At 41.2% G+C, this 26,662-nt stretch carries 21 protein-coding genes and 2 tRNA genes; 13 read left to right on the top strand and 10 right to left on the bottom strand.

The window, feature by feature from the left end; translation table 11 throughout:
* Positions 1 to 13: 13 nt before the first annotated feature.
* Positions 14 to 529 (bottom strand): hypothetical protein, encoded by a 516-nt coding sequence (locus JL001_RS05465; protein WP_200975134.1) that lies wholly within the window; start codon positions 527 to 529, stop codon positions 14 to 16.
* 136 nt (positions 530 to 665) lie between these two features.
* Positions 666 to 1,208, bottom strand: a complete 543-nt coding sequence (locus tag JL001_RS05460; RefSeq protein ID WP_236252723.1) for an RNA methyltransferase — start codon at positions 1,206 to 1,208, stop codon at positions 666 to 668.
* Between the two features lie 88 nt (positions 1,209 to 1,296).
* On the opposite strand from JL001_RS05460, the gene mutS reads away from it, so the two are divergent.
* From mutS to JL001_RS05430, 6 genes are all read left to right on the top strand, one after another.
* On the top strand, positions 1,297 to 3,906 hold the full coding sequence (gene mutS / locus JL001_RS05455) for a DNA mismatch repair protein MutS (protein WP_200975133.1): 2,610 nt from the start codon (positions 1,297 to 1,299) through the stop codon (positions 3,904 to 3,906).
* 150 nt (positions 3,907 to 4,056) lie between these two features.
* Positions 4,057 to 4,129, top strand: a tRNA-Gly gene (locus JL001_RS05450).
* A 99-nt stretch (positions 4,130 to 4,228) separates the two neighbouring features.
* Positions 4,229 to 4,312 (top strand) — tRNA-Leu (locus JL001_RS05445).
* Positions 4,313 to 4,353: 41 nt separating this feature from the next.
* A complete protein-coding gene (locus JL001_RS23275) occupies positions 4,354 to 4,611 on the top strand; it encodes a GIY-YIG nuclease family protein (protein ID WP_200975132.1) in 258 nt (85 codons plus the stop codon).
* Between the two features lie 202 nt (positions 4,612 to 4,813).
* On the top strand, positions 4,814 to 5,620 hold the full coding sequence (locus JL001_RS05435) for a hypothetical protein (RefSeq protein ID WP_200975131.1): 807 nt from the start codon (positions 4,814 to 4,816) through the stop codon (positions 5,618 to 5,620).
* A gap of 118 nt (positions 5,621 to 5,738) precedes the next feature.
* Positions 5,739 to 6,443: a hypothetical protein gene (locus JL001_RS05430; protein WP_200975130.1), complete on the top strand. Its 705-nt coding sequence runs from the start codon at positions 5,739 to 5,741 to the stop codon at positions 6,441 to 6,443.
* 22 nt (positions 6,444 to 6,465) lie between these two features.
* Here the strand turns inward: JL001_RS05430 and JL001_RS05425 are convergent, their stop codons facing one another.
* Positions 6,466 to 7,977, bottom strand: a complete 1,512-nt coding sequence (locus tag JL001_RS05425) for an FAD/NAD(P)-binding protein (protein ID WP_200975129.1) — start codon at positions 7,975 to 7,977, stop codon at positions 6,466 to 6,468.
* A 136-nt stretch (positions 7,978 to 8,113) separates the two neighbouring features.
* Between JL001_RS05425 and JL001_RS05420 the strand changes: the two genes are divergently transcribed.
* Both JL001_RS05420 and JL001_RS05415 read left to right on the top strand, forming a co-directional pair.
* The gene (locus JL001_RS05420) at positions 8,114 to 10,642 is read left to right on the top strand and encodes a M14 family metallopeptidase (protein WP_200975128.1); all 2,529 of its coding nucleotides are present in this window, start codon (positions 8,114 to 8,116) and stop codon (positions 10,640 to 10,642) included.
* Positions 10,643 to 10,683: 41 nt separating this feature from the next.
* Positions 10,684 to 10,845 carry a hypothetical protein gene (locus tag JL001_RS05415; protein ID WP_200975127.1) on the top strand — a complete coding sequence of 54 codons (162 nt, stop codon included), beginning with the start codon at positions 10,684 to 10,686 and terminating at the stop codon, positions 10,843 to 10,845.
* A 31-nt stretch (positions 10,846 to 10,876) separates the two neighbouring features.
* Here the strand turns inward: JL001_RS05415 and JL001_RS05410 are convergent, their stop codons facing one another.
* Positions 10,877 to 11,722: a mechanosensitive ion channel family protein gene (locus JL001_RS05410; protein ID WP_200975126.1), complete on the bottom strand. Its 846-nt coding sequence runs from the start codon at positions 11,720 to 11,722 to the stop codon at positions 10,877 to 10,879.
* A 344-nt stretch (positions 11,723 to 12,066) separates the two neighbouring features.
* On the opposite strand from JL001_RS05410, the gene JL001_RS05405 reads away from it, so the two are divergent.
* Together JL001_RS05405 and JL001_RS05400 are read left to right on the top strand one after the other, a co-directional pair.
* Entirely contained in the window at positions 12,067 to 14,559 is a 2,493-nt protein-coding gene (locus JL001_RS05405; RefSeq protein ID WP_200975125.1) for a zinc-dependent metalloprotease, read from the top strand.
* 189 nt (positions 14,560 to 14,748) lie between these two features.
* Positions 14,749 to 15,165, top strand: coding sequence for a Fur family transcriptional regulator (locus JL001_RS05400; RefSeq protein WP_200975124.1), 417 nt, complete (start codon positions 14,749 to 14,751; stop codon positions 15,163 to 15,165).
* On the opposite strand, the gene JL001_RS05395 is transcribed toward JL001_RS05400, so the two are convergent.
* The gene (locus tag JL001_RS05395) at positions 15,162 to 15,395 is read right to left on the bottom strand and encodes a hypothetical protein (protein WP_200975123.1); all 234 of its coding nucleotides are present in this window, start codon (positions 15,393 to 15,395) and stop codon (positions 15,162 to 15,164) included. The two genes, JL001_RS05400 and JL001_RS05395, sit on opposite strands and share 4 nt — an antisense overlap.
* Positions 15,396 to 15,564: 169 nt before the next feature.
* Here JL001_RS05395 and JL001_RS05390 point away from each other — a divergent pair, with 169 nt between their 5' ends.
* Positions 15,565 to 16,038: a YcxB family protein gene (locus JL001_RS05390; protein WP_192009645.1), complete on the top strand. Its 474-nt coding sequence runs from the start codon at positions 15,565 to 15,567 to the stop codon at positions 16,036 to 16,038.
* Between the two features lie 41 nt (positions 16,039 to 16,079).
* Here the strand turns inward: JL001_RS05390 and JL001_RS05385 are convergent, their stop codons facing one another.
* The 4 genes from JL001_RS05385 to JL001_RS05370 form a co-directional block, all read right to left on the bottom strand.
* Positions 16,080 to 16,907, bottom strand: a complete 828-nt coding sequence (locus JL001_RS05385; protein ID WP_200975122.1) for a hypothetical protein — start codon at positions 16,905 to 16,907, stop codon at positions 16,080 to 16,082.
* Positions 16,908 to 17,054: 147 nt separating this feature from the next.
* Positions 17,055 to 18,284, bottom strand: coding sequence for a redoxin domain-containing protein (locus JL001_RS05380; protein WP_236252722.1), 1,230 nt, complete (start codon positions 18,282 to 18,284; stop codon positions 17,055 to 17,057).
* Positions 18,268 to 19,587, bottom strand: coding sequence for a Gfo/Idh/MocA family protein (locus tag JL001_RS05375; protein ID WP_200975120.1), 1,320 nt, complete (start codon positions 19,585 to 19,587; stop codon positions 18,268 to 18,270). Before JL001_RS05375 ends, JL001_RS05380 begins: the two co-directional genes overlap by 17 nt.
* 117 nt (positions 19,588 to 19,704) lie before the next feature.
* Positions 19,705 to 20,742: an ABC transporter ATP-binding protein gene (locus JL001_RS05370; RefSeq protein WP_200975119.1), complete on the bottom strand. Its 1,038-nt coding sequence runs from the start codon at positions 20,740 to 20,742 to the stop codon at positions 19,705 to 19,707.
* Positions 20,743 to 21,086: 344 nt separating this feature from the next.
* Between JL001_RS05370 and JL001_RS05365 the strand changes: the two genes are divergently transcribed.
* Complete coding sequence (locus JL001_RS05365) at positions 21,087 to 22,019, top strand: hydrogen peroxide-inducible genes activator (RefSeq protein ID WP_200975118.1); 933 nt, start codon at positions 21,087 to 21,089, stop codon at positions 22,017 to 22,019.
* 13 nt (positions 22,020 to 22,032) lie between these two features.
* On the opposite strand, the gene JL001_RS05360 is transcribed toward JL001_RS05365, so the two are convergent.
* On the bottom strand, positions 22,033 to 24,291 hold the full coding sequence (locus JL001_RS05360; RefSeq protein WP_200975117.1) for a TonB-dependent receptor domain-containing protein: 2,259 nt from the start codon (positions 24,289 to 24,291) through the stop codon (positions 22,033 to 22,035).
* Positions 24,292 to 24,550: 259 nt separating this feature from the next.
* Here JL001_RS05360 and JL001_RS05355 point away from each other — a divergent pair, with 259 nt between their 5' ends.
* Positions 24,551 to 26,605 carry an alpha-L-fucosidase gene (locus JL001_RS05355; RefSeq protein ID WP_200975116.1) on the top strand — a complete coding sequence of 685 codons (2,055 nt, stop codon included), beginning with the start codon at positions 24,551 to 24,553 and terminating at the stop codon, positions 26,603 to 26,605.
* Positions 26,606 to 26,662 lie beyond the last annotated feature (57 nt).

Raw genomic sequence — 26,662 nt, 5'->3', positions numbered from 1 at the left:
TTGAAATCGTGAATCAATCTAGCTGGATCTTTTTAGATTTTAAACTTTTGATGGTTTCTAATAAATCTTCCTCTACGCTTTCAAAATCCGAATTGGCGGCTGTTCCCAATATTTTAAACAGTTGGTTATTTTTTTCGAACATAAAGTAGACATTAAGCTGGTCTGCTTCCTGGAATTTTGAATGATATTTTACCCATTTGGCTTTTTCTCCATCTATAATTTCATCACCTGTGCCTACTACTTTGTATCCTTCATTATTCCTAGGGAGTAAATATGCCAATGCAAACTTGAAATCCTCTTCCAAGTCCGTCCTTTCTGTAACTTCAAAGTAGGTGATCGAAACATAAGCGTTTTTTAGACTAGGTTTATAGATTAGATAATAAAGTTCGTCGTCGTATATTTTCCATCCATTAGGTTTGGTAATTCTAAATTCGATGTCAGGATCACTCACTGTAATTTCGCTTTGGGCAAATGAGGAGAAGCTAGTCATTCCAAATAAAAGTAAAGCTGCAAAAAATAGCTTTTTCATAGAATGTAAGTTTTGGTTCAAAATCCTTGTAAAACTAAGGCTTTTGGTGAACAATGCAATTGATGGTGGATGCCTGCGCAATTACAAGCTCCCAAAAAGAAATAGGCCGGGATCTGAATTCCCGACCAGCAATTAATTATTTGCTCTCTAAAGCTCCCATTTTGGATACAAAGTCCCAAATCGTGATTCCCATGCTTACAGAGATATTCAAGGAATGCTTAGTGCCCAACTGTGGGATTTCAAGAACATGGTCACTGGCCAAGATCACATCTTCTTCCACACCGAAAACCTCATTTCCAAAAACCAAAGCATATTTTTGATCAAGGGAGGGTTGGAATTCATGAAGCAAGGTACTTTTGTCCACTTGTTCCAAAGCACATATTTGGAAGCCTTCTTGCTTTAAACTGCCGATGGCGTCCAAGGTGCTTGTGGCGTATTCCCAGGCTACGGATTCTGTTGCACCCAAAGCCGTTTTTTGAATGTCTCGATGGGGAGGGGTTCCGGTAATTCCACACAGATAAATTTTCTGGATCCGGAAAGCGTCAGAAGTCCTGAAGGCCGAACCTACATTGTTCAGGCTACGAATATTATCCAGTACGATGACCAAAGGGATTTTATCTGAGGCTTTAAATTCATCTACAGACAAGCGGTTAAGCTCGTCCATGTTTAATTTTTTCATTCGGTTTTTGTTTACCTTTTTGAATCGATTAATTTCAGGCTTTGAATAATATCCAAAAGTAACATTTAAGATTTAAATCAGGTAGAAGATGGCCAAAGCAAAGGCAAAAGAAGCGAAAGAAACCCCTTTGATGAAGCAATATAACAGTATCAAAGCCAAACATCCTGGTGCATTGTTGCTGTTTAGGGTGGGGGATTTCTATGAGACATTTGGGGAAGATGCCATCAAAGCCAGTAAGGTACTGGATATTGTCCTGACCAAAAGAGCCAATGGTTCCGCCAGCCATATAGAATTGGCAGGTTTTCCACATCATTCGCTGGACAGCTATTTACCCAAACTGGTTCGTGCCGGAAACAGGGTGGCCATCTGTGATCAACTGGAAGATCCCAAAGAGGTCAAAGGAATTGTAAAGCGGGGTGTGACCGAATTGGTGACACCAGGACTTTCCTTCAATGATAATGTGCTGGATAAGCGCCGAAACAATTATTTGGCTTCTATTTATTTTGGGAAACAAACCTTGGGCATTGCTTTTCTGGACTTATCCACAGGCGAGTTCATGTGTGCCGAGGGAAACAGTAGCTATATTGAAAAATTGTTGCAAAGCTTTAGTCCTTCTGAAATTATTTATTCAAAAGCGGATAAGTCCCGGGCAGCCGAACTGCTACGAGATGATTTCACGACCTTCCACTGCGAGGATTGGGTGTTTCAGTATGATTATACTTATGAGAAGCTGACGAATCACTTTGAAACAAGTAACCTCAAAGGTTTTGGAATTGAGAACCTGGAACATGGGATTGTTGCTGCTGGAGCTGTGCTTTATTATCTAGAAGAGACGGAGCACAAGGAAGTGAAGCACATTGCTTCCATTTCCAGAATCGCAGAGGAGAAGTTTGTGTGGCTGGATAAATTCACCATTCGTAACCTTGAATTGGTTTATCCACAACAGGATGGAGGAGTTCCACTTATCCACATTTTGGACCAGACAGTAACACCAATGGGCTCTAGGATGATGAAAAAGTGGATGGTGCTGCCATTGAAAGAAAAAGCACCTATTGAGGAGCGCTTGAAAGTGGTAGAACATTTCCATGCCGAAACGGAATTGTCGGAGGAGATTCTTTCTCATCTTAAGCATATAGGTGACCTTGAAAGGCTGATTTCAAAAGTGGCTGTGGCGAGGATCAATCCCCGTGAAATGAACCAGTTGAAAAAAGCACTAAAGAGTACTTTGCCGATCAAGCAACTTTTAAAAGGCCAGAAAAATCCTTCCCTGAAAAAGTTGGGCGATCAGATCAATGCCTGCGAGTTTTTATTGGAGAAAATAGAAAAAGAACTCAAGGAGGATGCTCCAATGCTGGTACATCAAGGCAATATCATTTGTGATGGTGTGGATGCAGAACTGGATGAATACCGAAAGCTGGCTACCTCAGGGAAAGATTATTTAGTGCAGATTCAGCAAAGGGAAATTCAGCGAACGGGGATCAGTAGTTTGAAGATTGCTTACAATAAAGTCTTCGGGTATTACTTGGAAGTTTCAAATGCGCATAAAGACAAAGTGCCCGCTGAATGGGTCCGAAAGCAGACCTTAGTGAATGCTGAGCGATACATTACCGAAGAGCTAAAGGAATATGAAGATAAGATTCTCCATGCAGAGGAGAAGTTGATTGTGCTGGAGCATAAGTATTTCAACTTATTGGTGCAAAGTGCAGGAGAATACGTCACACAAATTCAAGAGAATGCACGCATATTGGCCACGGTAGACTGTTTGGTTTCATTTGCACTGGTAGCCAGCATGAATGGTTATTGCAGACCGAAAATATCGGATACGGATACTTTGGAGATCAAAGATGGCCGTCATCCCGTTATTGAGAAACAGTTGCCTGTGGGAGAAGATTATGTGCCCAATGACATTTACTTGGACAATAATTCCCAGCAGGTTATTATCATCACAGGGCCCAATATGGCGGGTAAATCAGCCTTGTTGAGGCAGACTGCTTTGATTGTTTTGATGGCGCAGATGGGCAGTTTTGTTCCGGCTTCCTATGCCAGGATAGGTATCATAGACAAGGTCTTTACAAGGGTAGGGGCTTCAGATAATCTTTCGAAAGGAGAATCTACCTTTATGGTGGAAATGACCGAAACGGCCAGCATCCTGAACAACCTTTCAGATAGAAGTTTGGTGTTGATGGATGAGATTGGTCGGGGAACATCTACATATGATGGGATTTCGATAGCTTGGTCCATTGTGGAGTTTTTGCATAACCACCCAAAATTCAAGGCAAAGACCCTATTTGCCACGCATTACCATGAGCTTAACCAATTGGCGGAGGATTTTCCAAAGGTGAAGAACTTCAATGTGTCGGTGAAGGAAGTGGGGGATAAGGTGATATTTATGCGCAAACTAAAAGAAGGAGGTAGTGAGCACAGTTTTGGTATCCATGTGGCCCAAATGGCAGGTATGCCCAATCCAGTAGTGCTAAGAGCTGCGGAAATAATGGGGCATTTGGAAAAGGACAAGGACATGCATCAACAGAAAGAAAAGATGAAGGATGTGCCCAAAAACAATTTCCAATTGAGCCTTTTTGAGATTGATCCTAAATTCAAGGAAGCGCAGGAGTTGTTGGATGCCATAGATATTAACACCATATCTCCAGTGGAAGCCTTGTTGAAGCTGAATGAAATCAAGAAAAAGTTGGAGTAAAAATCTGCCTGAAAATCAGTGTAATAGTGTATTGGGTGCTTGAAAAGGAGAAATTTTTTTTGGGCATCTATTGCAGTTTAAAAAAAGCTGCGTACATTTGCACTCACAATGACGGAGATAACACGGTCAAAGTCATAGATTTCATAACAAGCGAAAGTAGCTCAGCTGGTAGAGCACGACCTTGCCAAGGTCGGGGTCGCGAGTTCGAATCTCGTCTTTCGCTCTCAAGGGCCCTTAAAAGAAGGGCTTTCTTGTTTCTGAAGTAAGGGTTGACAAAAAGCTTTGGAACAAGTAAAGGTAACTTCTACGAAAACTAGAAGAAGCCGGGATGGTGGAACTGGTAGACACGCAAGACTTAAAATCTTGTGGCCATTAGGCCGTGCGGGTTCGATTCCCGCTCCTGGTACGAAAGCCTCGCGAAAGCGAGGCTTTTTGTATTTTAGGGTTATGTATACAGTTTATGCGATATCGAGCGAAAAGAGGAATTATATTTATGTAGGGCTGACAGCCAATTTGGAGGATCGACTTCACCGCCACAATTTGGGCTATGAAAGGACAACGAAACCCTACCGTCCCTTTCGATTGATCTATAAGAAGATTTTTACAACACGGTTGGAGGCAAGAGATCATGAGAAATATTTGAAGGGAACATCTGGAAAACGGTTTTTGATGTCAGGCACTTTAATTTTTAGCTCTTCTATTTGATTTCAAACTAATAAAGAAAATCCTTTAAAGACTGTATTGGTGATTTATGCATTTTTTTTGCTTTAAGAAGCTAATTTATTGGTTTACAAATAGGTGTGGTTAATTGATGTTTTTGTCTCATTGATTTATCTTTAGAGTTGAATGCATTGGCACTGTCTTTGTATTTCAACACGTTTGAAAACTAAACCAACACCACATGACTATGAAAAAATCGATAGGAATCTTTTTGGCAGTACTGGTGCTGCTAGGGTCTTGTACCAAAGATGACGAACAGCCAAACGGACAGCAGTCGGAAAAGCCAACCATGCCACCTGAAAGCAGCATGGCTCCGGATATGACCATGTTTGATGATCAAGGCTCTGAAGGATCAAGGGAGATCGCTGTTGGCAATTGGGCCTATGCTGCTATTAACGTAGGAGTTTATAGTATGATTCTTTATTCGCATTTGGCAGTACCTGTGACAGCATTTAAGGCGACTGTTGATGTGGAAGCGGTATACAATGAGAGCCAAGAACTTTGGGTCTGGGAAAAAGGCTTCCAAGTGGAAGGCAAAGGATCTTATGAGGTACGCCTTACTGCCGATGTTGATGGACAGGAAGTGGCTTGGACAGGTTACATTTCTGGTGAAGGAGTTAATAACTTTGTCTGGTTTACTGGGACTTCCAAACTAAATGGTGAAATGGGCGCTTGGGAATTGTATGAATCTCCATCATCTTCCTCTGTGTGGTTGTCCAATTCTTGGGAATATGATCACGAAGCTGCCAAGGGTACAACTACCTTTACGGTAGAGAAGGAAGGAGAAAATAAAGGCAGTTCCATTACTTATGGAGTGGATGGCTCTATGGATATGGATAGAAGTGTGATGATTAACAATGTAAGTTCTGGAGATGAAATCTATGTCAATTGGAGTAAAGAGGGGAGCTACGGAAGGGTAATGAGTGAAATGCACTTTGACGATGAATTGTATCATTGCTGGGATGCAAGTCTCCAAGATACGCAATGTGAGTAAACAACCAACTATTATAAATTGAACCAAAACCTGATAGACTTCCGTTTATCAGGTTTTTTTATATGAAGTTCTTTGTAGCTACCTTTATTAATAAATTGATCACATAAACTTTTAAACTATGGATTTAGAACAGCTTCGGAAAGATTTTATGCCCAAAGAGCTGGTAATGAAATTATTTGTTGAGATACCAAAAGGACACTGGGAAAAGAAATTCAAAGTCCTAGATGCGTATTTTAGAAGTATCAAAGATCAAATGGATCCTGATGTATTTTTTATCAGGACAAACCAGGAATATGGCTTTTTTAGTTGGGAGGCTGGTAAATATTGGGAAGCAGTTCACTATTATGAGCAAGCAATTAGTCGCTTGGCTTATGAGGATTATGAATTTTTGTATCATAATATTTCTTCGCAGTTGATTAGGTGTAATGGATTGGTTGGAAATACTCAAAAGGCATTAGAGTGGTTGGAAACTGCCTTGATGAATAAAAGGAAAGGAGATAATCTATTTCACCTTTTGGATTTGATGAGGGAATACTGGCAAATACTGGTTGCTACCAAAGGACAATTTGATGATAGGTACTTGAAATATATACAAGAAGTTAGCCTTGGACTGGGCTTTTCAATAGAACTAAGTGACCCACTCACTGCTATAAAAGAGATGGATGGTCTCAATAAAGAGTGGAACCACAAATTACAAAGGATTGGAAAGGATACGAGAGATAATGTCTCCCTCAAAAAACAGCATTTGGAAAAATTTAAAGGTGAATGTCCAATAGCTTGGTATCAAGATTATGCTGCAAAAGCCTTGGAGAGGATAGGTTAAAGTTGCAGTTAAACCCTTAAGTTTATGCCCCTTTTTCCTGCAACCTAAAGACCAAGTCCTTGACCAATGTCCCTATGGTACGGACATTGTACCAAACAGCATTGACATCCATCAACAAACCATTGGCTAGATGGCCGACAGCATAGATTCCATCTCCTCCATTGGGTGATATTACCTGCATCGTTCTTTCATTGATCAGCGCCCCTCCTACTGCGTAAGGACTCAGGTATTCTCTTTGGAGTAGGTTTTGAATGAGCGCCCCATCCATATTTTCCAAAGCGGAAGAACTACCTGTGGCATTGATCAAAAATGCTGGTTCAATGACTTCTTCCTTGTCAGTCATGATGCTAAATCCACTTCCAACGGGTGTGACTGCATCAGGGCTTTTCATGGAATGGACATTCAGTTGACCTTTTTGAAAAAGCCTAAGGAGCTTTTTGGCATTATGAAGCGGGGTTGGATGTCGGTTGATTGCCCATTGGCCACCTACCCACTTTTTGAAAAGTACTTTTTGGTCTGTATCCATCCAGCTCCAAATGGTGGAGCTGTCATATCTTAGGGAGTAGGCTACATTCATCAAAGCATCTCCCCCTTTTTCAGCACAAGCTATGTCCCATTCGAGTAGGTCTTTGGGTGATTTATCAGTCCTATCAAGGCTTTTCCAATCCACAGGTTGGCCTTCATAATGTTCTACCTCTTTCATAAATAGCCTGATCAAGGTTTTTACCTGGGGCTTGGAAAGGCTTTTTCTTTTGATCTTGTGGATATTTTCAAGAGTCAAATGTTTTCTTTCGTATTCACCTTGTTCTATTGGTTGCGCTCTGGGCAGGCTTCCATCGGGTGAAAAAAGACTGATCTTGCCTTTATGGCCATTATCCAACAGGGTCATCACGCAATCAATGGCACTAAGGCTGGTTCCTAGTACACCTACATGTGAGTTGCTAGGGATTTTTTCTTTGATCCTGGATGTTGGCCAAGGGAAGTCAAGGTAAGCGGGGAATTGAATCAATGATTTAAAGGTGCTGGGTTTGGGAGTGCCAAGGGCCAATACAATATAATTGGCTTTTAGACTTGTTTGGTCGGCAAAAGTAAGTTCATATTCATTTTTTTCCTTTATGATATCAATGGCTTCACTGTGGATAACTTTTACCGATAAGTGGTGTTTTTTGGCCCTTTTGAGATAAGTGTTGGCTTGTTCCGCGATATAATCTCCATAAAGCATTCTGGTGGTATAGGCATTATCCATGTCGTGATCCACTTTGATGTCAGCACGATGTTTTTCGCCATTGATTTTGAGCCAATCTGCAAAGTGTGCAGGTTCATTGGCAAAGATGCCCATCAGATTGGCTTGAGTATTTAGGATATGTCCAGGTTGGGGAGTGCCAAAGGCAAGACCGTAGCCCAATTTTTCATCTTTTTCTATGAGGGTTATGCTAACCTTGTTCTGGAGTTTAGCGGTAACGATTTGAATAAAAAGTTCGATAAAGGTGGAGATGCCATTGGCTCCTCCGCCAATGATGGCAATGTTTTTCATATTGGGAATCCGTTCAGGCTATCAAAATGCTTACTCTGTCTAAGTTAGGGAAAATAAATACATATGGGATAAGTTGTGCAGCTTGGTTAAAGAATTTAATTTGTGAAAACGAATAGCTAATTTGAATGACTTTACAATGCTACAAAAAGCCTTTACGATCCTCTTTTTTGTTTCTTTAAGCTTTTGCCTACATGCCCAGACCAAAAGTCCTGAGGTTTTTTTAGGATATAAGTTGGGAGAGCGATTTACTCCACATTACCGGATTGTGGATTACTTTGAGCACGTAGCCGCTAATAACAGTAATGTGGTATTACAATATTATGGCCATACAAATGAAATGAGACCCTTGTTGGTGGTATTTGTGTCAGCACAGAATAACATCAATCGGTTGGAACAAATTCGTGTGGATAACTTACGTCGGGCAGGTTTTGAAGAAGGAAGTCCAGAGACCAATATCCCCATAACCTGGTTGAGTTATAATGTCCACGGCAATGAGGCCGTCTCCTCGGAAGCTACGATGAAGACCCTTTGGTCTTTGGTAGATCCAGCAAAAACTGAAAACAAAGGCTGGTTGGAGAAAAACCTGGTGGTAATCGACCCTTGTATCAACCCTGATGGTAGGGATCGCTATGCCACGTGGTACAACCAAAAGATGAACATCCAGCTCCAGCCGGATCTTCAATCCATCGAGCATCAGGAGCCTTGGCCAGGAGGAAGGGCCAATCATTATCTATTTGATCTCAACAGAGATTGGGCTTGGCAGACTCAAGTAGAATCCCAACAAAGGATGGTTTTGTACCAAGATTGGATGCCACAGATTCACTTGGATTTTCATGAACAAGGTATCAACAGCCCCTATTATTTTGCTCCGGCGGCAGTCCCTTTGCATGAACAATTGAGTGATTATCAATTAGAGTTTCAAGATACATTTGGCAGAAACACCGCCCAGTATTTTGATGAGAACAACTGGTTTTATTTTACCAAAGAAGTATTTGATCTTTTGTATCCTAGTTATGGAGATACTTATCCCCTTTACAATGGTGCCATTGGGATGACCATTGAGCAGGGAGGGTCAGGTGCAGCAGGGATTGGTGTGCATACTGCTGAAGGTGATACGTTGACCTTAGAGGATCGGATCAGTCACCATCATACTACGGCCATGTCCGCCATCGAAATTACCGCCAAAAATGCTGATAGGCTGTTGTCAGAGTATACAGCCTATTTTAAGAACAATCGTGAAAATCCTAGAGGGAAGTACAAGAGTTTTGTGATCAAAGGGGACAACCCTCCAGCTCGGATCGCCGGTTTATTGGCTTTATTGGATAAAAACAGGATCAGTTATCAACAGAGCGGAAGAAGCGGAAAATTCGAAGGTTTTAGCTACCAGAATGGGAGGGAAGTATCTTTTGGTTTATCAAAAGAAGATATTATCATCAGTACAGCTCAGTCAAAATCGGTATTGACACAAGTGCTCTTTGAACCTTCACCGTATTTGCAAGATAGTTTGACATATGATATTACGAGTTGGGCTTTGCCCTATGCTTATGGTTTAGAAGCTTATGCCTTGGAAGAAAAGCTGGCTGGGAATCAACCTTATCCACAGCCCGGTTTTGAAGAAAATAATGTGGATAACGCTGTTTTGGCCTATATCGCACCTTGGAATGATGTCAAGCATGCGGCATTTCTTGCGGCTCTTTTACAAGAGGGTATTCGTGTAAGGTATGCTGAATATGCATTTGATGTAGGAGGACAATCCTATCCAGCAGGAAGCCTGATCATTACTCGAGGAGGAAATGAGTATTTGGATCATTTTCATGAAAGGGTAGTAGGCCTGGCCAACAACTTTCAGCTTGAATTGGGCAAAGCCAAGACAGGCTTTGTGGATAAGGGCAAAGATTTTGGCTCTTCATATGTGAGGACCATCATGGCCCCTTCGGTGGCCGTGCTTAGTGGTGAGGGAACCTCATCTTTGAATTTTGGAGAGGTTTGGCACTTTTTCGAACAGGAACTGGCCTATCCAATTAGTGTTTTGGATGCCAAAGAAGTATCTCGATTAGATCTTTCGAGATATGATGTGATCCTAATGCCTAGCGGCCGGTATACTTGGAAGGATGAGGAGAAGGAAAAAGTTGATAATTGGGTAAAGGATGGGGGCAAGCTGATCGCCATAGAAGGGGCTTTGGACATGTTTGTGAATAAAGAAGGTTATAATTTATCTACTTATACACATGAAGAGGATATGCCTGAAGAAGGATCTCTTGATTTGGAAGATGATACTGAAAGTTTGATAGCTCCTTACCAAGAAAGAGAACGAATGTCAATTTCAGAAAATGCATTAGGAGCTGTGTTTGAAGTGGAAATGGACAGTACTTATGCCTTAGGGTTTGGGACTTCTGGTAAATACTATACCCTCAAAAATAATTCTAAGCGATATGGATATCTCAATAATGGTGTAAATGCAGGGACTATTAGAAGTACCGAGCAATACCGCACTGGTTTTATTGGCTATAAAGTGAAGCAGAGAATGGAAGAGTCAATCGTATTTGGTGTTGAAAACCGTGGTAGCGGTGAAGTCATTTATATGGTAGATAATCCATTGTTCAGGAGTTTCTGGGAGAATGGTAAACTGATCATGAGCAATGCCATCTTTTTAGTAGGGCAATAAAGCGCTTCAACTTCTATCTAACTTGATCCGTTAGAGTTAGTATGAAAAAGCAGAAGAAATCTATAAAGGAGCTTAAGGAAGAAATTGCAGAAGAATGGGATGTGGAGGAAGGTTTTGGTGGGCTGCCTGATGATCTTGATCTGAGCAAAAATATAGGCTGTGCCTCCAACAAAAATAAAAAGGAAAAAAGAAAGGATGATTGAGCAATCATCCTTTCTTTTTGAATCGTGAGGATTAATCCTCCTTTTTCCCTTCTGGATAGAAATGGTTTACATCTCTCTGGGGGAAAGGGATTTCAATATCATTAGCTTCAAAGGCCTCTTTCAAGGCTTCCATATTGTCAAAGTACACAGGCCATAAGTTAGCGGCATCAGTCCAAACCCTGGCGACCAAATCCAAAGAGCTATCGCCGAAGCTCGTAAAGAAAACCACCGGCTCTGGGTCTCTATGGATTCTTTCGTCTTTGGCAAATACATCCTGCATGATCTGTTTGGTTTTCTTCAGATCGGTTCCATAGGCTACTCCCACATTAAATTCTGTTCTTCTGGTTGGCTTATTGGACATGTTGATAATATCAGAATTGGCCAAAGCACCATTGGGAATAACAATGTCCTTATTGTCAAAGGTATGCATCTTGGTATAGAGAATGTCGATGGACTCTACCACTCCCAAATGCCCTTGAGCCTCGATCACATCATCAACCTTGAAGGGTTTGAATAGTAATATCAACACCCCGCCAGCAAAATTGGACAGGGAGCCTTGTAACGCCAGACCAATGGCCAAACCTGCAGCACCCAGAATCGCAACGAATGAGGTGACTGGAATACCTACGACGTAGGCAATCGTCAAGAATAATAAAATATAAAGGAGTGCACTTGCTAAAGAAACAAGAAAGTTTGTAAGAGAAGGGTCAGAGGCCTTATTGGTGATGATTTTTTTGATAGTTCCTACTACTTTGTTAATAATAATTTTACCAACAATGTAGATAAGGATCGCATAGAGTAAACTTGGGATGATGTCCCATAAGAGCTCAACACCTTGATCATAAAAGGACTGTAGAGTTTCTGCATTGATTTCCATAAAATATAAAGTGATTAGTTGAAAATTTAAATTAATTGAAAGTGCAATGGATCACAAATAACTTGCCATTGGAATAATAAAATTCACATTTTCTTAATTTAATGCAATAAAGTGAAACTTTGAAAAAGAAATAAGATGTTTTAGTGGATAATTTGAATTTTAGATAGCCTTTTGGTTAATGATCAGCCAAGCAGCTCGTTAGTTAGTCATTGGTCAGGGTTGGACGCCAACCAAATTATGTACTGAAATGGCATAAATTGACCATTCATAAAAAACATCGTTGTTGTGTATCTCTTTTCACCAAACTAATGTTTATTTATAGTTAAAATCTAACCTTTAACTATATGAAAATTTTTACCGGAAAGTGCTGGAAAAGCATGTTGATAGGTGCCATGGTATTGGGCACATTACTGTCAGGGCATGATGCATTAGCACAGCGCAAAAAGAAAAAAGACAAAAAGAATGAAGAAACTGAGGTAGCCAAGCCTAAGGAAAACAAAAATGGCATAAAACCATATGCAGAAATAATCACCTCAAAGGCCAAGAGTAAGGCAGGTCTATTTTCGGTTCATCAGATTGACAACAAGTATTACTATGAAATACCTGATAGTCTTTTAGGCCGTGAGATGCTTTTGGTGACGACCATAGCAAAGACAGCAGATGGTCTCGGTTATGGTGGTGAGCGTGAAAACACTCAAATGGTGAGATGGGATAAAAGAGGTGATGATATATTCCTTAAGAAGGTTTCCTACAGCAATACAGCTGCTGACTCATTGCCAATTTATAATGCAGTCAAGAACTCCAACCTGGAACCCATCATTTTTAAGTTTGACATCAAAGCAAAGTCAAAAGATGAGAAGGGATCAGTGATTGATGTTACAGACCTTTTCTCCACAGATGTAAAGACCATTGGGCTATCCAGTAACAATAGAAAGCAATACAAGGTCTCTCGATTGAGCAGTGACCGTTCTTATATTGATCGGATCACGCCATATCCCATCAACATAGAAAACAGGTATGTGATGACCTATGAGGCTTCCGAGCCGCCATCAAATTCAAGCATGGGTTCCATCACGGTGGAAATGAACAGTTCTATGGTGTTGCTACCTGAGGTTCCTATGATGCAAAGGCTCAGGGACCAACGCGTAGGGTGGTTCTCTACTTCAGTGGTAGATTATGGTTTGGACGAGCAAAAGGCGACCAGAAGAACATATCTGGACAGGTGGAGACTTGAGGTGAAAGAAGAAGATGTGGATAAGTTCAAGGCTGGAGAATTGGTAGAACCTAAAAAGCCTATTGTTTATTATATAGACCCGGCCACGCCAAAAAAATGGGCGCCTTTTATCAAGGCTGGAGTGGAAGATTGGAATGTAGCATTTGAACAGGCAGGTTTCAAAAATGCCATTCAAGCCAAATATGCACCAACTCCAGAAGAAGATCCTGAGTGGAGCCCAGAAGACGCCCGCTATTCTGTGATTCGATATTTCGCTTCGGATATACAAAATGCTTATGGCCCTCACGTATCTGATCCACGATCCGGAGAGATCATCGAATCAGATATCGGTTGGTTTCATAATGTGATGAACCTTTTAAGAAACTGGTATTTTGTTCAGACTGCTGCAGTCAATCCTGATGCACAAGGTGTGAAATTTAAAGATGAGGTAATGGGAAGATTGGTGAGGTTTGTCGCTGCTCACGAGGTAGGTCATACCTTGGGCTTGCCGCATAACTTTGCTTCTTCACATGCTTATCCTGTGGATTCATTGAGAAGTCCTGAGTTTACCAAGAAATATGGCACGGCTCCATCCATCATGGACTACGCACGCTTCAATTATATTGCCCAGCCAGAGGACAAAGGTGTCAACCTTTTTCCAAATGTAGGGCCTTATGATAAATATGCAATTGCTTGGGGATATACGCCGATTCTAGATGCTAAGACCCCAGAGGAAGAGCAACCTATTTTGGATGAATGGATTTTGGAGAAGCAAGGAAATCCTGTATACCGTTATGGTCGTCAGGGAAATAGTTATGACCCAAGTACCCAAAGTGAGGATTTGGGAGATAATTCCATGAAAGCCTCCGAATATGGTATTAAGAACTTGAAACGCATCATGCCGAAACTGCGTGAGTGGTCATTGGAAGAAGATCAGCCGTTCAAAAATTACGATGATTTGGAAGAGATGTATGGTCAAGTTGTGACCCAGTTCAACCGATATATGGGACATGTTCGTACCAATGTAGGGGGCGTATATGAAGTGTATCGTTCAGCAGGTCAGGATGAGGTAGTTTATACCCATGTGGACAAAGCCACTCAAAAAGCAGCGGTAGCCTTCTTGAATGAGCAATTGTTCGATACGCCTGATTGGCTTATTGATGATGAAATTGTTGCCAGAACAGAGGATTTCGGATATACGGATAGGATAAGAAGTTTGCAGGTAAATGCCCTTAACGGTTTGTTGGACTGGGGAAGGTTGGCTCGTGTGATAGAGAACTCAGCCTTGAACGGTGAAGAAGCCTACTCCATGTTAGAGCTGTTCGATGACTTAAGAAAAGGCATTTGGACAGAGCTTCCTGCTGGAAAAGCGATTGATGTCTACAGAAGAAGTTTACAGCGTGCCTATGTGGAGAAAATGGAAAACCTACTTACAGCTGATGCCAGTGGAAGAGGAAAAACCATCAATGCATCACAATCGGACATTAGGCCTATAGCAAGAGGGGAATTAAAGACACTTCAAAAGCAAATAAAATCAGCTATTCCAAGAACTTCAGATAAGATTTCCAAATTGCACTTGGAAGACCTTTTGGTAAGGATAGATCTAATCCTGGATCCAAAGTAATATCAAAGGTAATTTGAAATTGACAGCATCATGATTAGAAAAGAAGGGGAACGATTTCTCCTTCTTTTTTGGTTTACAGGGTGTTATCAATTGCCTTAGTATTAGGCATGGTTTTACAGGTAGGAAAAATTCCATAAATTACCGTATTTTACCATTCACAATGTTCATCCTTAAATAGCCAAAGCGTATATGTCTTTAAAAACTGCAGAAATATTAAAAGACCATCAGCTTCGCGTCACCAGTTGCCGAAGGGATGTATTGAAAACCTTCTTGAACAAAAATATAGCTTTATCCCATTCCGATTTAGAAGAGGCTTTAAAGGAGAATTTTGATAGGGTTACCATTTATCGAACATTAAAAACTTTTTTGGATAGTGACCTTATTCATAAGGTACTGGATGATACAGGAGTTACCAAATACGCCCTATGTCACCACGATGCTTCAGAGGATCATCATGACCATGAACATGTACATTTCAAATGTGATGTGTGTGGAGAAACACAGTGCATTGCTGAAATAGCACTACCTGAGATCGAATTGCCTGAAGGCTTTGTGGTCAAAGAGAAAAGTCTGTTGGTATTGGGGATTTGTGATAAATGTAGCTAAACCTCCATCGGGGAGGTAGGTTTTTTGCTTTTAGGCCCATCACTCGGCCAGATCACACCAGGCGGCAAATCAATTTTTGGAGGAGTAGTGTCTTCTATGCCTCCATCACCATCATCGCCATTGTTGTTTTTATCGCGGTTGAAAGGGGGCTTGTTCATCGTGGCGATAAAATAGATGAGCAGCACATAGGCTATTCCGCATAATATCATATCGATGACGAGGCTGCTCATAATAGTTTTTTAGTTTATGATAATTTACAAGAAATATTGTTAGAAGTCAATAAGGTGAAATTCAGGATGTAGCTATTTTTCGAAATGGGAAAAAAATCAAGGCTATTTCCCAATTGATTTGTTAAATAACTCATATCGTTAGATATTTGCCGTTCGAAAAACTATTGTCATGATTGTAAAAACCAAAAAATATAAACTCGAAACGGGTACATATGTGAAAATGGGCTTGACGAATGTCCTCAAAGAACAGTGGTGGGTAATTTTGATTGCCGTGGCCATTGGCTGTGGATATTTTTGGATCCCATCATGGTGGTGGATCAGCATGGCCATCGTAGCTTATTTACTTTATATCCTTTTTTGGGTGATCCAGTTTGCAGGGGTAAGCCAGATGGAACAAAACAAAATCATGTTTGATAAGCTGGCCTATGAGATCGATAGCCGTCAGATTCTAATGAAGATCAATACCAAGCAGGGGATGCCTATTAACTGGTCCATGATCAAGAGAGCGGAGATGACCAAAGATGCTTTTGTATTGACCATGTCCAAGGCACAGTTCATTCATCTGCCTTTTAAAATTTTCAATACGGAAAATGAAAGGAAGTTTGTAGAAACAATCCTTAGAAGAAAAGGATTTATCCAATAAGTAATAAGAAAGGCCGATTTTATCGGCCTTTTTCTTTATCATCAATTACTCAACATGGTTTTCAAATATTGACTGGTTGGGTGAAGAATAGGATTTTTAACTTTTGGCTTCTTATTTCTGCGGAAGTATTTACGGTGATAAAAAGCATGATCTGCCTTCACTCGGATTTTGACATCATCTTCACAGATAGGTTGGCAATGTGAGCTTACAGGTTTGTCTTTCCACTCCATACAGGTAATCCGAAGTCCTTGTTCCAAAAAGAACCGACTCAAGCCTATTTCTCCATTCAGGATAATTTTGAGTCTTTCTGATTCACTTTCTGCTGGGAAAGCATCACCAAACATGTTGAGAAATTTAGGCTTTGTGAGAAAAGCGTAAGTTTGCACGTGCGGTAAATTATCTTGACTCCTGCCATGGTGGTCTTTGAAGTTGATGGTGCTGCCACAGATGGCTATGTTATCAAATCTGTTGAACTGGTGGGCAAATGATGCCAACCAGCTTTTTTTATAAGGACCAATGCCACTTCTATTCTGGAAAAAAATATAATCTTCATTGTTGGCCATGGATTTTACCCTTCGGTGCAAGGTGGCGTAAGAACTGAAATCCCGACCAATATTCTCTTTGAAATAGATGCTTCGTAGTTCAATATTGGGATGTTGATCGAACAATTTACGGATGGTCCTGATAAAAAGCTTATCAAAAACCGTTAAGCTCTTCACCTTACTGATAGCAATCAAAAGAATCACCTTATCAACACCATGAGGGGTATTTCTTATCCTGATCAGGTTTTGTATGTCCTTCAGGTAAAGTCTCTTATCATTGGCGGTGGCATAGCAATGAAAATACTGAGCGCTGCGGTCATGGTGCATGTAGAATGGTTTAGTTTCGTGAAAGCGGAATATTCTTACCAATTTCAACAATTGGTAAGGTGCAAAAATAAATATTTACTTTTTCAAAACAAAAATTTGAAAATCTGTCCTTGTCTTTATGAAAAACTTACTTTTCTGCAAAAAATCCTAATAATATCGCCCCATCAGTGGGTGGTTGACTATGGCTTTTTTGAGTTTTAATGGGTCAATGCTTCCTGGTACTTTATAGGCTACTTTTCCTCCCGACTCTATAAGCAAGGTGAGAGGAAGGCTTCCATCCCAGTCATTCTTGACCAAGTCAATAATTTCATATTTGTCTTCTGTATTAACCAGGTAGTTATTGACCGCAGAGTACTTCTTTTTGAGAAATTTAAGCACTTTTTCTGCTGCGTTGGGATCGTCTAAACTGATGGAGACAAAGTGGAAATTCCGGTCACCGTACATGCGTTGGATTTCGATAAATTCTGGATATTCAACGATGCAAGGTCCACACCATGTAGCCCAAAAGTTAAGAAGCAGTAATTCATCACTGTCATTTTTCAACAGGTTCTCTAGCTCACTAAGGTCTATTTTGTTCAGGGTTACAGGTTTTTCTTTCCAGGCTGCATTGACCTTTTCTCCATATTGGTTTTTCCAGGCCCACTTGATGGAGCAGCCAAAAGAAGGTAGGATAGCTTGCTGATCCGGCAAAGGCTGATTATTTAAGGTGCTTTCAATAGCCAACCTTAAGTCCTCCGCTTGACCGGTTCCAGGCTTTTCGGAATCATCGATTCTGCCGGAATAGGTTAGTTTTCTGTTTTGGTCAAATACAAATACATGAGGAGTGGCGGTAGGACCATAAGCCAATGAAAACTCATGCTTGTCGCCATCATAAAGGTAGGGGAAATTATAGGCCTTGTCCTGCGCCCTGACGATCATCTCGGGGTATGTATCGCTCAAGTCAGTGTATCCGAGTTCTTCTGGTAAAATTCCTATCGGTGAATTGGAGGAGATGGCCACAAAAGCTACCCCTTTATCCTGATAATCTTTGACAGCTTGTATAAAACGGTCTTCATAAGCCTGAGCTGTTGGGCAGTGGTTGCAGGTAAAATTGATGACCAGTACTTGGGCATCTTGGTATTCCTCCAAGGAATGGTATTGTCCATCGACACCTGGAAGGTTAAAATAGGGAGCAGAGTCGCCAATAGAAAGCTGACCAACTTTTTGTTCTGAAAGTGCTTGCGGGTTTGGGGTGAAAAAGGCTTTTTCTTGAGTGTTGGGTTCAGGCTTGGGGATGTCTTTATTCTTATCATCACCAGACTTTCCTCCACAGGCAAAAAGCCCGCAGAGGATCACCCATGATAGAAGGATTATTGTTTTTTTATGTTTTGAGTTCATAGCCATTTTCATAATTGTAATGGAGCATGCCCATAGCTTCCTCGTCCCCAATAAATACTTGCTGGATAGGGTCCCATTTGAGTGTACGCTGAAGTTTATTGGCAATGTTACCCAAACTACAAACGGTACAGGTACTGTGCCCGATTTCTACAGTGGCAATTGGGTCCTTTCTTCTGATAACACTTTCAATAAAGTCAATATAATGGGGAGGGGCTTGAATGAGCCTTTCTTCATCTTCAGGGACTACCAGATTAGGATCAGAAGCTTTGAAACCACCTCTTGAAACTTGGATCCAGCCTTTTTCTCCTATGAATTTTATTCCACGGGTATCTCCATCAAATGGCTCCGTGGTCATCACTATACCATTTTCATATTTGAAGGTCAATGGGCTGTTTCCCATTGCTGGGATAACCTCCACTGGTCCATTTCGGTCCATGCTGATTCCCCATTGGGCAATGTCAAACATGTGGGCTCCCCAGTCAGTCATCAAGCCTCCACCAGTTTCTTCGTACCACCTCCATGCTCCCCAGAGATCTTCGTTTTTGGCTGGATTGATCGAAATAGGCGGGTCTAATTCATGGTTATAATGTACAGGCTTGATTGGTCCAAGCCAGAGTTTCCAATTTAAATCTGCCGGAACGGTTTCTTTGGGGAGATCATATGGTTTTGGAGATTCCGGTTGGCCCACATTGACCATAACCTTTTTGATTTTCCCAATGTGTCCTTTTTGGACCAAGCGAACAGCATACTGGAAATTGGTTTCTGAGCGCTGTTGGCTTCCTACTGCCAATACGGTGCCGTTGTCTCTAACCGCTTTGACCAGCGCTTGTCCTTCTTTGATGGTAAAGGTCAAAGGTTTTTCCAAGTAAACATCTTTCTTGGCGCGGCAAGCATCAATGGCAATCAGCGCGTGCCAAAAATCCGGGGTGGCTATGACCACTGCATCTATATCTTCTCTGGAAAGCAAATCTTGGTATTTCTCATAAACCGGAATTTCAATTGGGTTTTTACCATAATGTTCGCCTACTGCATGTTGGAAGCGTTCTCTTTTTATCCCATATACATCACACCCTGCGATGATTTCCACTTGGGGAATGGACATCATTCCCTTCATGATGCCGTAAGATTGACGACCCATACCGATAAAGCCAAGCCTGACCTTACTGGATGCAGGTAATGTGCTAAGCTGATCCTTAGATTTGGCAAAATTGAGATGGGGCCATAAGCTGAGGCCTGTGGCACTCAAAAGGGAGGCTCCCATGAACTTTCTTCTGGAAAAATGGGAGTCATTCTTTGTAGACATGATTAGAAGGGTTTAGGTTAATGTGACAGAAAATAATTCCTTCAAAATAACCTTTGATATTTGATTTATCAAGTATCCGTTTCTAATCCTTAAGATTGATTTTGTGAATGGTCAATTCTAGAAAGCTTCTTCTATTTCGTATTTACCAATGGTAAAAAACATGCGGTCGTTTTTGACAAAGTTGCGGTTAGGAGCTGCTTTAATACTGATTTGCCTACCTTCATCATCTACCAGTTTTACGATTTGGTGGTCCCCATAATACAGGGTTCTTACCACCTCACCGCTGAGAGGTTGTTCAGTACTTTTTTTGATTTTGGCATCTTCTGAGCGGAAAAGGATTTTTACTTTCTCCGTATAATTTTTGGAGTTAGGATCTGGGATAAATCCAAAACCAGAATAAAAACCATCTTCTGTTGGTGTGGCAATGATCTCATTTCTCTTACCAAAAAAGTTGGCTACATAGGCATTGGCAGGAGATTTATAAATATTGACCGGATCGTCCACTTGCTGTAATTTTCCCTTATGAAGGATAGCAATCCTGTCCGCAACAGAAAGCGCATCCTTTGCGTGATGACTGGCAAAAATCGTCGTGACACCACTGGTTTTAACGATGTCCCTCAAGTCTTCACTGATCTCGTTTTTGAAGCGGGTGTCAAGGCTTTTGAAAGGATCATCCAAAAGCAATAGTTTGGGCCTTGATGCCAAAGCCCTGGCCAATGCGGCTCTCTGGCGCTGTCCAGAGGAAAGTTGGTGAGGATAAGCCCCAAAACTATCCTCAAGTCCTACCAAAGCTAGGCTGTCTTTGGCAATTTGCTTGGCATTTTTTTCCTGTTGGTGCAAGGCACAACGCACATTTTCCAAGATGTTCATTTGAGGGAAAAGAGCGTAATCTTCAAATACAACACCGACACCTCTTTGGTTGGCAGGGGTGGCGGTTTTACCATTGACAATGGTTTGTCCCGAAGAAATAATTCGACCAGAGTCTGGGTGTTCCATGCCTGCAATAAGCTTCAATAAGGTGGTTTTTCCTGAGCCATTTTCACCTACTATGGCTAAAATTTCACCCTCTCCAATTTCCAGAGAAATATCCTTTACCGCAAATTGCTTGGACTGAGGAAACTTTTTACTAATCTCATGAAGGCTCAATAAACTCATAGGGTATAGATCACTGAATGTTGTGGGTATAATTTGGGATAGGCGTGTGACTATTTTGGTAAAGTTAATAGGAATTTTTAGATGCCTGAATTATACAACAAGTAAAGGTGTTAAAAAGACATGATTGTTAGCTTTTATGTTATGAATGGAAAAAAAAATATCGTCTGTTTCGGTCCTGAGGCCTATATGGCAGTTAGAATGCTTCTGATCAATTGGGCGAAGAATTTAATGTAATAAGCATGGATACGGCAAATCAGATTATTATTTATATCAAATCTAAATAAAAAGAAAAAGATTTATATCTTTGCTTTCATGTTTTTAAGGGCTAAAAACCAGATTGACACATGACCATCCAACAATTGGAATACGTGTTGGCGGTGGATAAGCACCGTCACTTTGGACACGCTGCAGAGGCTTGTTTTGTTACTCAACCTACCTTGAGTGCTCAAATCCATAAATTGGAGCGAGAGCTGGATGTGGTGATTTTTGACCGATCTAAGATGCCTGTAATCCCCACAGAAACTGGTGCTCAGTTGATCGAACAAGCCAAAAAGGTGGTTTCTGAAAGCAAGGGAATTTATGAAATGATTGCCCAGCTCAAGGGAAACATTAGTGGTGTGATCAAGTTGGGCATTATTCCTACTTTGGCTCCTTATTTATTGCACCTGTTTATCAGGGGGTTTTTAGAGAAATATCCCAATGTACAACTTCAGGTGGAAGAACTGATCACTGAGGAAATCGTCAAGCGATTGCGCAATGATGAATTGGATCTTGGAATCGTCGTGACCCCTTTGGATGAACAAGGAATTGTGGAAAAACCGATGTTTTATGAGAAATTCTACGCTTACCTTTCTAAAGGGCACCATTTGCTGAATCATGAATCAATCATGGTGAAAGACCTTATGGCGGATGATTTTTGGGTGCTTCAGCAAGGCCACTGCTTTAGGGATCAAGTGCTTAATATTTGCGACCAGAGCAAATTCCAGCGAATGAATTTTCACTATGAAAGCGGATCACTGGAAGGTTTGAAGAATATGGTCAACCGATACAAAGGAGTGACTTTATTACCAGAGCTGGCAACATTTGATTTGAGTGAGGAAGAAAAGACCCGATTAAGGCCTTTTGCAGGTGAAGAGCCGATCCGGGAAGTAAGCATTATTTTGACCCGAAGTTTCTTGAAGAAACGCTTGGTGGAATTACTTTATAAGGAAATCACTCATGCCATCCCCGAGGAAATGACTTCTCAAGCCCATGGAAAAGTGGTGAAGTTTAAGTGAGTCGGCTTACAGCCTAATACCTCATTTTTACTTTAATACCTCCATAGAAATTTCTTAAGGCCGCGGGCTGATAATACCTGCCTCCAAACGCATTGAGATCATTTCCTAAACTGTATTGCTCATCCAGAAGGTTGTCAGCACCTCCGTATATTTCAAGCTCCAACTTGTTGCTGAGATTACCTCGCCAACCGAGCCGGGCATTAAGTAAGTTGTAGCTGTCCTGCATCACCGTGTTGGCATCATTTAGAGGAAGTTCACTTACAAACTGATGGGTCACGTTAAGATAAAGCCCTGACTGGGTTTCCACATCTAACCTGTTGACCAAGTTGTTTTGGGGTACGCCTGTTAGCATGTTTCCTGAAAAATCTTCTCCATCATTCACATAATTCTTGAATAAGAAGTGGTGAAATGAATAAGCATGTCCCAGTTTCAGTTCTTGGAGCCAAGCTGTATTGCTTCGGATCAGGGAATAGTCAATTTGTGCTTCAATACCCTTTTGGTCTGTGGCTCCTGCATTTCTAAATAGTACTACCCCTTGTTCATTGGTGTAGGTAGTGATGGTTTCATCTAATTTAAAGTAGAATGTACTTATATCTAAATTGATCTTGCCGTCGCTATAATTGCCACGATAGCCCATTTCATAATTGATGCCTTTTTCTGCTTCCAGGTCTAGATTGATCGAGCCTTCATTGGTGCGTACTTCATCTATGGTGGGAGGAGAGAAGCCGGCACTGATGCTTCCAAAGAGTGCAGAATAGCGATTGATTTTAGCCGAAAAGGCCAGTCTTGGCACCCAGACGGGATTGAACTTTCTTTCTACTGCATAAGGAAGGCCTGTGGAAGCATCTATGTTTCGATTGATGTCAAAGCGGGAAAAGTTTTCGCTTAGAGCTAGTGTCATCAGCATATTTTTGGTCCAGTTGACTTCGACTTGTTGAAAGAGAAATCCTTGGGTGGTAATCAGGTCATCACTGAATCGCACGGTATCGGCCTGACCATTTCGGTTGCCAAAGTTTTGTGCGCTGGTATTGGAAAACTGGTATTCTCCACCTAGCAGCAAGCGAACAGGAAATTGTCCCCATTGATCATTTAAGGTAAACTTGGTTCTTCCGCCGTAGCCATACTGGGTTTCTTTTTTATAATCCAGGTTAAAAGGATTTTCAAAATCTGTAGTTTGAATATAGGCAGCACTTTTGTTGCTCCATTTAGTATTGAAATCATATTCATGAACAAAAGTACCATAGAGTGATTTCTGGTTGATGGAAGCGTTCTGGGCTGCTGATCCAGGTCGAGCCTGTTGTGGGTTTTCTGCCACTTGCTCGGATGTCAGTCCTCCTGGCAATTCATAAAAAAGATCAGAATACAACAGTTGGGTGGAGATACTCTGTTTATTCGAGGGATAGAAATTTGCTCCCATGTTGAATACTTTTCTGTCCAAGGCACTGTGGTCTCTGTATCCGTCCGATTTTTGTTGGACGAAACTGGCATAAATGTCCCCATTTTCTAATAACTGTTCCATTCCCAAACGATACTTTAGCAAGCCAAAATCACCTACTGCAAGATCTGCATTGGCGCTATTGGCTTTAATTTTTTTAGGAGTGAAGCTGATCACGCCACCATTGCCTGCTCCATAAATGCTTCCAGCTGGGCCTTTGATAATTTCGGTGTTTTGGACATTGCTGAGGTCAAGGATATTTAGTGGCGTAGTCCCGTCCGGTGCAGTAAAGGGAATGTCATCCCAGTAGATTTTGACATTGCGCACACCAAAAGGTGCTCTCAAAGAACTACCGCGGATGGAGATCCTGTAGCTTCCAGGAGCCCTTTCCTCCATCCTTACACCAGACCGCGTGTTAAAGGCATTGACCAAGGAGGTTTCATTGAAGCGATAAAGTTCCTTTTCATTCACTTGGCTTACTGCTGCTGCTTGTTCCAGTAAGCTACGTGTTGAACCAAATGAAGAAACAATAACTTCAGAAAGACTATTGGTTTTTTTGAAAAGGCGAACTGTGTCTGTTTTTCCGGGTTCTAAGTTTTTCCACAAGTCCTCATATGCTAAATGGCTAAACAAAGCAGTAAGCTGATGATTCAAATTGGCTCTGGCCTGACCATTTTCATCAGCAATAAGCTTGGTCTGGTTGGACAGTCGAATGAGTACTCCCGGTATAGGATTTCCATTTTCAGCATCCAAAACAGTAATTACCGTTTGCGCGGAAACCATCATTGGAAACAAAACAATAAAGAAAAGGGCCAATACTTTTTTCAAAAATACCATGATGTAAACATAACCATATAAATGCTAACCAAAAGAAGCCAAAAGGACATTAATTTGTTCGCAATCTTCGAAGATCTTTTAATTTTTTATATAAATGGTTCAAGATAGATAATTGAAAATTTTTGGATAAGGACTAGTGCTTTTGCCTTAATGCGTACAATTTTTGCATGTATTTACTAAAAATTTTCTAAATCAGTTAAAATACATTCATCCTACTTTACAAATACTTATATTAGTAGATCAACCTTAAAACCCCATAATGAAAAAGTATCTAATATTATTGCTTCTGGCAGTTGCCTGTCAGAGTGAGAAAGTAGCACCACCGGCTCCGGTGGAATCAGTACCTTCAGAAAGACAGTTAGCATGGCAAGACATGGAGTTTTATGCTTTTGTCCATTTCAATATGAATACCTTCACGAATATGGAGTGGGGTATGGGAGATGAAGATCCAAAGACTTTTAATCCTTCCGCACTGGACTGTCGTCAATGGGCTCGAGTAGCCAAAGAGGCAGGCATGAAGGGCATCATTTTGACAGCGAAGCACCATGACGGTTTTTGTCTTTGGCCAACAGCCACTACGGATCATTCTGTAAAAAGCTCCACTTGGAAAGATGGTAAAGGAGATGTCTTGAAGGAGCTTTCTGAGGCTTGTAAAGAATATGGGTTAAAATTTGGTGTTTACCTATCTCCATGGGATCGGAACAATGAAGATTATGGAACGCCAGAGTACATAGAAATTTTCCGTGCCCAGCTTCGTGAACTATTGACCAATTATGGGGATGTTTTTGAAGTTTGGTTTGATGGTGCGAATGGTGGTACCGGATACTATGGTGGAGCCAATGAAGAAAGAAGGGTAGATAAAAAAAGCTATTATGATTGGGAAAATACGTATAAGATCATTCGTGAGCTTCAACCCAATGCGGTGATCTTTAGTGATGCTGGACCAGATGTCAGATGGGTAGGGAACGAAGAAGGCCATGCTTACAAAACCACCTGGTCAAACTTATTGCGTGATGAAATTTATGGAGGTATGCCTAATTACCACACGGACTATGCAGATGGCCAGGAAGATGGAACACACTGGGTTCCTGCAGAGGTGGATGTCTCCATTCGTCCAGGTTGGTATTATCATGAATATGAAGACCATAAAGTGAAATCTTTACCTGAACTTTTGGACATCTATTATGAAAGTATAGGCCGAAATGGTTCATTTCTCCTCAACTTCCCTGTTGATAAGAGAGGTTTGATTCATGAAAGGGATGTGGAGCAAGTATTGAAGTTGGCTGAGAAAGTGAAGGAGGATTTTGCCAATAACCTGGCAAGAGCAGATCTGGATGTTTCAGCTACAGTGGAAAGAGGCCATGGCTTTGAAGCAGAGATGGTCTTGGATGATGATCCAGCAACTTACTGGGCCACAGCTGATGGAGAAGTATCTGGGGCATTGACCATTTCATTTGGTGAGCCGACCACCTTTAATCGTTTTTTGGTTCAGGAGTACATTCCTTTGGGACAAAGAGTTAAAGCATTTACTGTGGAGGCAGAGACAGAAGGTGGTTGGGAGCAGATTGCTGATGAAACTACCATAGGTTACAAGCGGATTTTGAGATTTCCTGATGTAACTGCTACTGCAGTAAGGTTCACTGTCAAAGATGCGAAAGCTGCACCTACGATTTCAAAGGTAGCCATCTATAATGCACCGAAGGTAGTTCTAGCTCCTGAAATAAAACGAACAGTAGAAGGAATGGTGAGTTTGGAAGTGCCAGACCAAGGAGTGGATATTTATTATACCACTGATGGCAGTGACCCTTCCGAAAGCTCTAACAAATATGAGGGGGCGTTTGAAATCAAAACTGCCCATACGGTCAAGGCCATTGCTGTGGACAAAACTTCAGGCAAAGTGAGTGAGCCTAGCAGAGCTGATTTGGATTTGGCCAAAGTCAACTGGGAAGTAATCGGAGGGGGAGAAAAGGCGGCACAGGCGATCGATGAAAATGATTACACCAATTACATCAGTGAAAGTGATGAGATAGTGATCGATTTGGCTGAGGCAGTAAGCTTAAAAGGCTTTACCTATATGCCTATGCAAAACCGCTATATGTCTGGTGTGATTTCTCATTATGATTTTGCTGTGAGCACAGATGGTAAGCAATGGAAGACAGTTAGCGCTGGAGAATTTGGAAACATTGCCAACAGCCCAATAGAGCAGAAAATAAGCTTTGATGCGGTTCCAGCTAGGTTTATCAAACTAAAGGCAACTAAGACATTGGATGGAAAAGAGGCCTCCTTTGCGGAGATCGGCATAATTACGAAATAAATAAAACTGGTTTATATACTTAACCGCTCTCAGGTTTTACCTGGGGGTGGTTTTTTT

This window comes from Echinicola sp. 20G, from assembly GCF_015533855.1.
Classification (GTDB): Bacteria; Bacteroidota; Bacteroidia; order Cytophagales; family Cyclobacteriaceae; genus Echinicola.
The sequence above is the reverse complement of the archived record's forward strand: the minus strand, read 5'-3'. Positions and strand labels throughout refer to the sequence as shown.